This window comes from Stenotrophomonas sp. Sm6012 (assembly GCF_030985895.1).
Classification (GTDB): domain Bacteria; phylum Pseudomonadota; class Gammaproteobacteria; order Xanthomonadales; family Xanthomonadaceae; genus Stenotrophomonas; species Stenotrophomonas forensis.
Map to the genome: position 1 here is coordinate 1 of NZ_JAPTFX010000153.1, position 10,924 is coordinate 10,924.

Annotated in this window: 8 protein-coding genes; 4 read left to right on the forward strand and 4 right to left on the reverse strand. The window is 68.0% G+C overall.

What is annotated here, in order from left to right; all coding sequences use genetic code 11:
• Positions 1 to 74 precede the first annotated feature (74 nt).
• On the reverse strand, positions 75 to 977 hold the full coding sequence (locus tag O0J73_RS19115; RefSeq protein ID WP_308309390.1) for a LysR family transcriptional regulator: 903 nt from the start codon (positions 975 to 977) through the stop codon (positions 75 to 77).
• Positions 978 to 1,083: 106 nt separating this feature from the next.
• Here O0J73_RS19115 and O0J73_RS19120 point away from each other — a divergent pair, with 106 nt between their 5' ends.
• Both O0J73_RS19120 and dkgB read left to right on the forward strand, forming a co-directional pair.
• Positions 1,084 to 2,298: an MFS transporter gene (locus tag O0J73_RS19120; RefSeq protein WP_008267945.1), complete on the forward strand. Its 1,215-nt coding sequence runs from the start codon at positions 1,084 to 1,086 to the stop codon at positions 2,296 to 2,298.
• Positions 2,299 to 2,385: 87 nt separating this feature from the next.
• A complete protein-coding gene (gene dkgB / locus O0J73_RS19125) occupies positions 2,386 to 3,195 on the forward strand; it encodes a 2,5-didehydrogluconate reductase DkgB (RefSeq protein WP_197563368.1) in 810 nt (269 codons plus the stop codon).
• A 114-nt stretch (positions 3,196 to 3,309) separates the two neighbouring features.
• On the opposite strand, the gene O0J73_RS19130 is transcribed toward dkgB, so the two are convergent.
• Positions 3,310 to 4,017, reverse strand: a complete 708-nt coding sequence (locus O0J73_RS19130; RefSeq protein WP_308309394.1) for an alpha/beta hydrolase — start codon at positions 4,015 to 4,017, stop codon at positions 3,310 to 3,312.
• 138 nt (positions 4,018 to 4,155) lie between these two features.
• On the opposite strand from O0J73_RS19130, the gene O0J73_RS19135 reads away from it, so the two are divergent.
• Positions 4,156 to 4,536 carry a YbjQ family protein gene (locus tag O0J73_RS19135; protein WP_006475882.1) on the forward strand — a complete coding sequence of 127 codons (381 nt, stop codon included), beginning with the start codon at positions 4,156 to 4,158 and terminating at the stop codon, positions 4,534 to 4,536.
• Positions 4,537 to 4,560: 24 nt separating this feature from the next.
• Here the strand turns inward: O0J73_RS19135 and O0J73_RS19140 are convergent, their stop codons facing one another.
• Both O0J73_RS19140 and mgtE read right to left on the reverse strand, forming a co-directional pair.
• Positions 4,561 to 7,287: a bifunctional acetate--CoA ligase family protein/GNAT family N-acetyltransferase gene (locus tag O0J73_RS19140; protein WP_197563364.1), complete on the reverse strand. Its 2,727-nt coding sequence runs from the start codon at positions 7,285 to 7,287 to the stop codon at positions 4,561 to 4,563.
• A 131-nt stretch (positions 7,288 to 7,418) separates the two neighbouring features.
• Complete coding sequence (mgtE, locus tag O0J73_RS19145; protein ID WP_308309391.1) at positions 7,419 to 8,789, reverse strand: magnesium transporter; 1,371 nt, start codon at positions 8,787 to 8,789, stop codon at positions 7,419 to 7,421.
• A gap of 343 nt (positions 8,790 to 9,132) precedes the next feature.
• Here mgtE and O0J73_RS19150 point away from each other — a divergent pair, with 343 nt between their 5' ends.
• Positions 9,133 to 10,911, forward strand: coding sequence for a monovalent cation:proton antiporter-2 (CPA2) family protein (locus tag O0J73_RS19150; protein WP_308309392.1), 1,779 nt, complete (start codon positions 9,133 to 9,135; stop codon positions 10,909 to 10,911).
• The last annotated feature ends 13 nt before the right edge of the window (positions 10,912 to 10,924 follow it).

A 10,924-nucleotide genomic window follows, 5' to 3' on the forward strand; every position in this document is an offset into this window, starting at 1 on the left:
GATGCGGACCGTTGGTCCGCATCCACCGGAGCCTGCGGTAGTGGCGGCCGCTGCCGGCAACCCGGCGGCAACGCTCAGCGCAGGTAATCGCTCTGCGCCATCGCCGCGGCCAGATAATCCAGGAACGAGCTGATCCGCGCCGACACCGCCGTGTTGCGGTAGTACACCGCATGGATCGGCTGGTACACCTCCAGCGTCTGCGCGGCCAGCACCGGCACCAGCGTGCCGGCGGCGCGGTCGCGATCGGTGACGAAGTCGGACAGGCAGGTGATGCCCACCCCTTCCACCGCCAGCCGGCGCAGCGTCTCGCCACTGGACACCGCCATGTCCGGGCGCACCAGCAGCAATCCCTCCGACTCCCCGGGCAGCGGCCAGCGGTTCAGCGATTCCGGCTCGTTGAAACCGAGCAGGGTGTGCTGGCCGAGCGCGGCGACCGTGCTCGGCTCGCCCGACCTGTCCAGATAGGCCGGGCTGGCCACCAGCCGCAGCCTGCAGCGGCCCAGCGGCCGTGCATGCAGGGTGGAGTCGGCCAGCGGCCCGATCCGGATCGCCAGGTCGGTGCGTCTCTCCAGCAGGTCGATGTAGCGGTCGGAACTGTTCAACTCCAGCTGCACGTCCGGGTAGCGCTCTCGATAACCGGCCACCAGTGGCGCGATCACGTGCAGCACGAACGGCATCGCCGCGTCCACGCGGAGGCGCCCGGCCGGGCGCTCGCGGCGTGCCGCCATCTGTTCCTCCGCCGACTCCACCGCATCGATGATCGCGCGCGCATGGCGCCGGTACGCCTCGCCCTCGACGGTCAGGTGCAGGCGGCGGGTGGTGCGGGTCAGCAGGGTGGTGCCCAGCTTGTCCTCCAGCCGCCCCAGCGCGCGGCTCACGCCCGACGGCGTCTGCCCCAGCTGCTCGGCGGCGGCGCTGATCGAACCGCTGTCGATCACTGCCAGGAAGGCCTGCATTTCATCAAGCGTCGTCTTCATGCCGCCATTATTGACTGCACGGCAAGAGTGATTGGCGTGAAGACCGGTTTTTCAGCCAAGGACGGCGGCGCAGACTGCGCAGCCTCTTCCCCTGCTGGACCCTGTCATGATCCGTGGCATTCCCCTCGCCCTGCTGGCGTTGACCCTCGGCGCGTTCGCCATCGGCACCACCGAATTCGTCATCGTCGGCCTGATCCCGACCATCGCCGCCGACCTGCAGGTCAGCCTGCCCTCGGCCGGCCTGCTGGTCTCGCTGTATGCACTGGGCGTGGCCATCGGTGCGCCGGTGCTGACCGCGCTGACCGGCCGCGTGCCGCGCAAGACCCTGCTGGTGGCGCTGATGGTGCTGTTCACCCTCGGCAACGTCATCGCCTTCATGGCGCCGGGCTACACCTCGCTGATCGCCGCGCGCATCCTCACCGGCCTGGCGCACGGTGTGTTCTTCTCGATCGGCGCGATCATCGCCACTGCCGTGGTGCCGAAGGAGAAGGCCGCCAGCGCAATCGCGATCATGTTCACCGGCCTGACCGTGGCGCTGGTGACCGGTGTGCCGCTGGGCACCTTCATCGGCCAGCACCTGGGCTGGCGCGCCACCTTCCTGGCCGTGGCCGGCCTCGGCGTGATAGCCCTGCTGGGCGCGCTGCTGTTCGTTCCGCGCAACCTGCCGCAGAGCGCACCGGCCAGCTTCCGCCAGCAGCTGGCGGTGCTGGGCCAACCGCGCCTGTTGCTGGTCTACGCAATGACCGCACTGGGTTACGGCGGCACCTTCCTGGCCTTCACCTATCTGGCGCCGATCCTGCAGGACGTCACCGGCTTCTCGGCCAATGCGGTCAGCCTGGTGCTGCTGGTCTACGGCGTGTCGGTGGCGATCGGCAACCTGTGGGGCGGTCGACTCGCCGACCGCCTGGGCCCGGTGCCGGCGTTGAAGCGCATCTTCGCGCTGCTGGCCATCGTGCTGTTCGTGCTCACCTTCACCGCCTCCAACAGCGTGCTGATGCTGCTGACGGTGCTGGCGCTGGGGGCCGTCGCCTTCGGAAACGTGCCAGGCCTGCAGGTCTACGTGGTCAAGCAGGCGCAGCGCTATGCGCCGCAGGCCACCGATGTGGCCTCGGGCCTGAACATCGCCGCATTCAACATCGGCATCGCCCTGGGCGCCTCGCTGGGTGGGCTGGTGGTGGAGCACATCGGCCTGATGCATACGCCGTGGCTGGGCGCGCTGGTGGTGGTTGGCGCCTACGCGCTGACCGCGCTCAGTGGTCGCCTCGACCGTCGCGATGGTATCGACCCGCGCGCCGACGGCATTGCCGCCACCGCGCATTGATTCATGCAATGCACCGTTGCCGGCATGCATACGGTGCCTGCCCTACCCTCTTCTCCTGCTACTCCCTTCCCCCCGTTGGAGCTTCCCATGACTGTCCCCGCCTTTGGTCTCGGCACCTTCCGCCTGAAGGACCAGACCGTGATCGACTCGGTGCGCAACGCGCTGGAGGTCGGCTACCGCGCCGTTGATACCGCGCAGATCTACGGCAATGAAGCCGAAGTCGGCCAGGCCATCGCCGAATCGGGTGTGCCGCGCGACGATCTGTACCTGACCACCAAGGTGTGGATCACCGAGTTCAAGCACGATGCGTTGCTGGCCAGCCTGCGCACCAGCCTGGAAAAACTGCGCACCGACCGCGTCGACCTGGCGCTGATCCACTGGCCGTCGCCGAACGACAAGGTCGACGTGCCGATGGAGGAATACCTGCCGGCACTGGCCGAAGCCAAGGCGCAGGGACTGGCCCGGGAGATCGGCATCTCCAACTTCACCATCGCGCAGACCCGCAAGGCGATCGAGATCCTCGGTGCCGACGCGATCGCCACCAACCAGGTCGAGATCCATCCGTACCTGCAGAACCGCCTGCTGGTGAAGTTCCTGCAGGACAACGGCATCCACATCACCGCCTACATGAGCCTGGCCTATGGCGAAGTGCTGAAGGACCCGGTGATCCAGGCCATCGCCGGCCGCCACCAGGCCACCCCGGCACAGGTAGCGCTGGCCTGGGCGCTGCAGCAGGGCTTCTCGGTCATTCCGTCGTCGACCAAGCGCGACAACCTCGCCGCCAACCTCGACGCGGCGGCCGTGCGCCTGACCGACGAAGACATGGCGCAGATCGCCAAGCTCGACCGCGGCCATCGCCTGGCCAACCCGGAAGGCATCGCCCCGGCCTGGGATTGATCCCGACCGTGTTTGCGGCACCGAATCGGTGGGTGCCGACCTTGGTCGGCACTGGCCTGTGATCGATCGCTGAAACAACGTGCCGACCAAGGTCGGCACCTACCGAAGGCGGGGTTATCCCTCCTCCTGCAGCAACCAGCCACGCATGGCGGCACTCACTTCTTCCGGCTTCTCCATCGGCGCCAGGTGCCCGCAATCGGGCACCACCACCAGCTGCGAATGCGGCACCAGCGCGTGCATTTCCTCGCTCACTGCCAGCGGCGTGATGCGGTCGTTGGCACCGCACACGATCAGCAGCGGGTCACGGTAACCCGCCAGCACGTCATGCCCATCGCGGCGCTCCAGCGCGCTCTGGCGCAGGAACACTTCGGCGCCCAGCCGCGCGGTCATGTCGCGCACGCGCTGAACCAGCACGTAGTCGTCCAGCCGCGAGGCATCGATGTAGCTGCGCATCAGTGCATCACCGAAGCCATGGAATTTCCCCGGCAGGCGCACGCTGGCACGTTGGTTGCGACGCTGCTCTGCGCGCTCGGGCGAGTCGGCATGGATCGAGGTGTCGATCAATGCCAGCTGCACTACCCGCTCCGGAGCGATACGCAGGATCTGCTGGGCGACGAAGCCACCGAGTGAGAAGCCGGCCAGCGCAAACCGCTCCGGTGCCTGCGCCAGCACGTCTTCGGCCACCGCCTGCAGGGTTTCTCCCCGGGTCTGGTCGCCCACCGTGCAGTCGGCGATATCGGCCAGGTTGGCCAGCTGGGCGCGCCACAGCTCGGCATCGTTGAGCAGGCCGGGGAGCAGCAGCAGGGGAATACGGTCGGTCATGGCGGTATTGTCGCGCCAGTACAGTGACAGAGCCATGCCGCATCGGGCCGTTGGGTTGTAGAGTCGAGCTTGCGAGACGGCTCCACAGCCAGTCGAGCATGGCTCGACTCTACAGAAGGCAACGACACGGACGCGACCATGGCAGACCCCTACAACAGCGGCATCCCCTCCCCTCCGGCGCTGCGCTTCGACGATTCGCTGGTCACCACCGCCTTCGAGCTGCCCGGCTACCGTGTGGCGCGCAACCTGGGCGTGGTGCGTGGCATCACCGTGCGCTCGCGCTCGATCGTCGGCAATTTCCTCGGCGGCATCCAGACCCTGTTCGGCGGCAACATCACCATCTACACCGAACTGTGCGAACAGGCCCGCGAGGAAACCTACCGCGACATGGTCAAGCACGCGCGGCAACTGGGCGCCAACGCGATCATCGGCATGCGCTACGACGCCACCGATGTGATGACCGGGCTGACCGAGGTGCTGTGCTATGGCACGGCGGTGGTGGTGGAACCCCTGCGCTGAGGCCGGTGTGCCGCCGGGCGTGATTCACTCCACCGGGGGCACCTCAGGCACCTCGACCTGCTGCACCGGCAGGGTCACCATCATCACCGTCGGGTCGTCCGGGTCCAGCTTGGTCTTGAAGCCCAAGCTCTGGCACATCGCCAGCATGGTGCTGTTCTCGCGCAGGACCTGGCCCTCGACCACATCCAGGCCCAGCCACTTGGCGTACTCGATCATGATCGCCATCAGCCGCCAGCCGATACCGTGGCCCTTCAGGTCCGAGCGGATCAGGATGCCGTACTCGCCGCGGTGGTAATCGGCGTCAGCGTGCAGGCGCACCGCGCCGAGCATCTCGCCGCTGCGCGGTTCAATCGCCACCAGTGCGATCGAGCGCGCGTAGTCCAGCTGGGTCAGGCGCGCGATGAATTCGTGGCTGAAGTGCTTCACCGACTGGAAGAAGCGCAGGCGCAGGTCCTCGTCGCTGACACGGGCGAAGAACGCGCGGAACAGCGCGTCGTCTTCCGGCCGCACCGGCCGTACGAAGGCGCGGCCGCCGTCGGACAGTTCGATGGTGCGCTCCCACTCCTTCGGGTACGGGAACACCGAGAAACGGGGGTGGCCGCGGCCCTTGTGCAGGATGCGCGAGGGCGCAATGGCGATGCGTGCGTCGAGGGCGAGGATGCCCTTGCCATCGACCAGCAGCGGATTGATGTCCAGCGTGCGTACTTCGGGAATATCGGCGGCCAGCTGGGCCAGCTTCACCAATGCCAGCGCCAGTGCACGCTCGTCGGCCGCTGGCACGTCACCGTAGGCCTTGAGGATGCGCGAGGCACGGGTCTGGCCGATCAGTTCGTGGGCCAGGCGCAGGTCCAGCGGCGGCAGTGCCAGCGCCTTGTCGTTGATCACTTCGACCGCAGTGCCGCCACGGCCGACCACGATCACCGGGCCGAACGTGGCGTCGTCGGCGATGCCGACGATCAGCTCGCGCGCCTTCGGGCGGACGATGGTCGGCTGCACCAGCAGGCCATCGATGCGTGCATCGGGCCGCAGCTGGCGGGCACGCGACAGGATTGCATTGGCCGCGCTCTGCACCGCGGGCAGCGTGCCCAGGTTGAGGCGCACGCCATCCACTTCCGACTTGTGCGGAATGTCCGGCGACAGGATCTTCAACGCCACGCTGGCGCCGCGCTCCAGCAGCGGCTGCGCCAGGTCCATCGCCTCGTGCGCATCGCGCGCGTGCATCACCGGCGCGGACGGAATGCCGTAGGCCTTCAGCAGCTCATGGGTGGCCAGCGGGTCCAGCCACTGCTGGCCATTGGCCAGCGCGGCATCGACCAGCGCGCGCGCAGCCGCCGCATCGACATTGAAATCCTGTGGCAGGCTGGGCGGCGTTTCCATCAGCGCGTTCTGCGCTTCGCGGTAGCGCACCAGATGCTGGAAGCCACGCACGGCTTCGGCCTCGGTCGGATAGGTCGGCACCCGCGCCGCGTTGAGCGTGGCGGTGGCCTGGTCGTCGTTGCCCAGCCACACCGCGAACACCGGCTTGTCGCGGTGGTGGCGCGGGCGCAGGCCGAGCGTGCGGGTCAGCGCCTGCGCTGCATCGGCGGACGAGGTGAACGCGGTCGGCACGTTGACCACCATCACCGCGTCGTTTTCGTTGTCGGCCAGCAGCGCTTCGATGGCCGAGGCGTAGCGGTCACCGTCGGCATCGACCACGATGTCGACCGGATTGCTGCGCGACCAGCCCTGCGGCAGCACCGCGTCGAGCTTTTCGATGGTGCTCTCGGACAGGTTGGCCAGCGTGCCCCGCAATGCGATCAGCTGGTCCACCGCGAGGCGGCCGACACCGCCGCCGTTGCTGAGGATGGCCAGGCGGCGGCCGGGGAAGGTGCCCAGCCGCCCCAGCGACTCGGCGGCAGTGAACAGTTCGTCCAGCGCGCCGACGCGCAGCAGGCCGGCGCGGTTGAACGCCGCGCCGTAGACATCGTCGGCGCGGGCGAGCGCCTGCACGTGGGTATCGCGGCTGCCCGGCTGCACGCGTTCGGCGCGGCCCGACTTCACCACCACCACCGGCTTGGCACGGGCGGCCGCACGCGCGGCCGACATGAACTTGCGCGCGTCCTTGATCTGCTCGACGTAGAGCAGGATGGCGCGGGTGCGGTAGTCGGTGGCGAAGTAATCGAGCAGATCGCCGAAGTCGACATCCATCGTGTCGCCCAGCGAGACCACGGCAGAGAATCCGACCGAGCGCGCCACGCCCCATTCCACCAGTGCGGCGGCGATGGCCGAGGATTCGGAGATCAGCGCGAGGTCGCCGGCCTGCGGGAAATGCGCGGCGATGCTGGCGTTGAGCCGCGCATGCGGCGCGATCACGCCCAGGCAGTGCGGGCCAAGGATGCGCAGGCCATGCGTGCGCGCCACCGCCTCCACCTGCGCCGACAGCGAGCCGGGGCCTTCGCCCAGGTGCGCGGTGAGGATGATCGCCGCCTGCACGCCGCGCTCGGCGGCGGTGCGCACCACCTGAGGCACGATCGCCGCCGGCGCGGTGATCACCACCAGGTCCGGCACCCAGTCCAGGTCCTTCAGCCGTTTGACCGTGCGGATGCCATCGATCTCGGCATGTCGCGGGTTGATCCAGGCCACCTTGCCGGGAAAGCCGGTGCCACGCAGGTTGCGCATCACCGCCCGGCCGGCCGAACGCTCACGCGGGCTGCCACCGATCACCGCGACCGACTGCGGGCGGAACACGGACTGCAGATGGTAGGTACTCATGCGCCTACGGTACCCAAAAAGGGGACGGAGGGGATTAAGTCGTTTGTGGCACAAACGACTTAATCCCCTCCGTCCCCTTTTTGTTCTGCGTGCCGACCAAGGTCGGCACCTACCAAAGGCGGGGTTCCGGCTTACAGCAGCGTGCCGTGCAGGATCATCGCGGCGATGCTGAAATAGATCACCAGGCCGGTCACGTCCACCAGGGTGGCGACGAACGGGGCCGAGGCGCTGGCAGGGTCGAAGCCGAGGCGCTTCAGGATGAACGGCAGCATCGAGCCGGACAGCGAGCCGAAGGTGACGATGCCGACCAGCGCCGCACCGATGGTGATCGCCAGCAGGATCCAGTGCTCGCCGTAGTCGTGCAGGCCGCCCAGCTGCCAGATCACGATGCGCACGATGGCCAGGCAGCCGAGGATGGCACCCAGTACCATGCCGGTCGGGATCTCGCGCAGGGCCACCTTCCACCAGTCGCGCAGGCGCAGTTCGCGCAGCGCCAGGCTGCGGATCAGCAGCGAGGTGGCCTGCGAGCCGGAGTTGCCACCCGAACTCATGATCAATGGAATGAACAGGGTCAGCACCACCGCGCGTGCCAGCTCGTCCTCGTAATGCTGCATGGCGCTGGCGGTGAGCATCTCGCCCAGGAACAGCACGCTCAGCCAGCCAGCACGCTTGCGCAGCATCTCAAGGAAGCCGATCTGCATGTACGGCTTGTCCAGCGCTTCCATGCCGCCGAACTTGTGCGCATCCTCGGTGGATTCCTCGATCAGCGCATCCAGCACGTCATCGACGGTGACGATGCCGAGCATCTGCTGTTGCGCGTCGACCACCGGGATCGCCAGCAGGTCGTGGCGGCGGATCAGCCGTGCCACTTCTTCCTGGTCCATCAGCGCGTCAACGGTCACCGGCGGGTTGACCTGGGCTACGTCCAGGATCGATTCCTCCGGCAATCCGGTGATCAGCCGGCGCATGGTCACCACCTGCTGGAGGTGCTGGCTGGCCGGGTCCAGAACGTAGATCGCGTACACCGTTTCGCGGGTGCGCTCGACCTGGCGGATGTGCTGCAGGGTCTGCGCCACGGTCCAGCTGGCGGGCACCGCCACGTACTCGGTGGTCATCAGCGCGCCAGCGGTGTTGGGCGGGTAGCTCAGCAGCTTCTGGATGGCCTGGCGCGCATCGGTGCCCAGCAGTGGGATCAACCGCGCGCGCTCGTCCTCGTCCAGCTCGTGCACGATGTCGGTGGCACGGTCGTCGGCCATCAGCCCGAGCAGGGCGGCGGCACGGGCCGGCGGCAACGCGGCCACCAGCTCGCCACTGCGGTGCAGTTCCGGCGCTTCGAGCATCTTCACCGCACGAGGCAACGGCAGCGCCGCCAGCGTGTCCGCGGCGCGCATCAGCTCCAGCGTATTGAGGAACTCCACCGCGTCGGCGGTGTTGTAGTTCGCCAGGGGTGCGGCCAGGGCAGCAGCATCGGCCCCTGCGCGCAGCAATTGCTTCTGGTTCATCGGTTCTGCCTTGTGGGGGTGCGACCTCGCGCAACGCCAACGCAGGCAAACCGTCCCGATGTCAGGCGGTGGCCATCGCTGGCGTCGAACGAGGTCGACTTCTACTGTCGCTGGACATGGGTTGGGGACTCCGGGATGCGTGTGCCGGCGGACGCGCCGCCAGCGGCGGGGAGTCTGGACCTGCCGGGCAGGCAGGTCAACCCGGGGCCAGCCGGCAGCGTTGCCCGCACGCGTGTCCTCGTGCGTACACGCACCGGCGCGCATAATGTCGCGGTGGCGTTCGCCATCCCTTTCCTCCTCCGAACGGACGCGCGGCCGGTTCCCCCGATGACCAGGTATTCCCATGCATAGCGGCGGTCTGGAACTGGCGCTGGTACTGCTGCTGGCGGCGGTCATCGCCGTGCCGGTGTTCAAGAAGTTCGGCTTTGGCGCGGTGCTGGGTTACCTGGCGGCCGGCGTGGTGCTGGGCCCGGACGGGCTGGGCTTCGTGCAGGACGCCGACCGCATCCTCGGCGCCGCCGAGATCGGTGTGGTGATGCTGCTGTTCGTGATCGGCCTGGAACTGTCGCCGGCACGCCTGAAGGTGATGCGGCGCTCGGTGTTCGGTGCCGGTGCGGCGCAGGTCGCGCTGTCCGGGCTGGTACTGGGCGGGCTGTTGCTGCTCGATCATTTCCAGTGGAAAAGCGCGCTGGTGGTGGGTGTGGCGCTGGCGCTGTCGTCCACCGCGGTGGGCCTGCAGCTGCTGTCCGAGCACAAGGCGATCAACAGCGACCATGGCCGGCTGGGCTTTGCCATCCTGCTGTTCCAGGACCTGATCGCGATCCCGCTGCTGGCGGCCATCCCGCTGCTGGGCGGGGTCAAGAACGAGACGCTGCGCTGGGAGGACGCGGCCGTGGCGCTGGGCGCGCTGGCGGTGGTGATCCTGTGCGGGCGGCCGGTGCTGCGCAGGGTGTTCAGCATCATTGCGCGCACCCGCAGCCCGGAAGTGTTCACCGCCACCGCCCTGCTGGTGGTGCTGGGCACCGCCTGGTTCATGCAGGAAGCAGGCCTCAGCCCCAGCCTCGGCGCCTTCCTGGCCGGCGTGCTGTTGTCCGATTCGGAGTTCCGGCACGAACTGGAAGCACAGATCGAGCCGTTCAAGGGGCTGCTGCTCGGCCTGTTCTTCATCGCCGTGGGCATGGGCATCGACCTCGACCGCATCGCGTCCGAGCCGTGGCTGATCGCCGCGGGCGTCGGCATCCTGCTGGTGGTCAAGTTCGGCCTGCTGTACGTGATCGGGCGTATTGCAAGGCTCAGTTCGCGGCAGTCGCTATTGCTGGGCAGTGTGTTGTGGCTGGGCGGTGAATTCGCCTTCGTGGTGTTCAACGAAGCGCAGCGCGCGCACCTGCTGGGCAACGCCAACCATGACCGGCTGGTGGCCATCGTCGGCCTGTCGATGGCGATCACGCCGCTGCTGATGATCGCGCTGCTCAAGCTGCTCGGCCAGGAGAAGGCCGCGCCGCGCCAGGCCGCCGAGGCTGACAAGGTGGCACCGGACAACCGGCCGAAAGTGCTGATCGCCGGCATGGGCCGCTTCGGCCAGGTGATCGCGCGCCTGTTGACCGCGCAGAAGGTGCCGTTCGTGGCGCTGGAGGCGAACCCGGACACCGTGGCCGACCTGCGCCGCTTCGGCAACCAGCTGTACTACGGCGACCCGACCCGGCCGGAGATGCTGCGCGCGGCCGGTGGCGAGCACATCGATGTGTTCGTGATCACCGTGGATGACCCGGAGACCAACCTGCGCGCGGTGCGCATGGTGCGCCGGCTGTATCCGGATGCGACGGTGCTGGCGCGAGCGCGCAACCGCCAGCATGCGTGGCGCCTGATGGACATGTCGGCCGAGCCGTTCCGCGAAGTGTTCGGCACCAGCCTGGAGATGAGCGGGCGTGTGCTGACCGCGCTGGGTATTGCGGCCAACGTGGCCGAGCGCCATGTGCAGCGCTTCCGCGAACATGACGAACAGCTGCTGCGCGACCAGTACCTGGTCTACGACGACGAGGCGGCGGTGATCCAGACCTCGCGCGATGCGCGCAACGACCTGATGCACCTGTTCGAGGCCGACGCGGAAAGCGACGACACGTAGGCGTGCCGACCAA

Coding starts and splice junctions, on each gene's coding strand:
- O0J73_RS19115 (WP_308309390.1), bottom strand. CDS start 977: ATGAAGACGACGCTTGATGAAATGCAGGCCTTCCTGGCAGTGATCGAC.
- O0J73_RS19120 (WP_008267945.1), top strand. CDS start 1,084: ATGATCCGTGGCATTCCCCTCGCCCTGCTGGCGTTGACCCTCGGCGCG.
- dkgB (WP_197563368.1), top strand. CDS start 2,386: ATGACTGTCCCCGCCTTTGGTCTCGGCACCTTCCGCCTGAAGGACCAG.
- O0J73_RS19130 (WP_308309394.1), bottom strand. CDS start 4,017: ATGACCGACCGTATTCCCCTGCTGCTGCTCCCCGGCCTGCTCAACGAT.
- O0J73_RS19135 (WP_006475882.1), top strand. CDS start 4,156: ATGGCAGACCCCTACAACAGCGGCATCCCCTCCCCTCCGGCGCTGCGC.
- O0J73_RS19140 (WP_197563364.1), bottom strand. CDS start 7,287: ATGAGTACCTACCATCTGCAGTCCGTGTTCCGCCCGCAGTCGGTCGCG.
- mgtE (WP_308309391.1), bottom strand. CDS start 8,789: ATGAACCAGAAGCAATTGCTGCGCGCAGGGGCCGATGCTGCTGCCCTG.
- O0J73_RS19150 (WP_308309392.1), top strand. CDS start 9,133: ATGCATAGCGGCGGTCTGGAACTGGCGCTGGTACTGCTGCTGGCGGCG.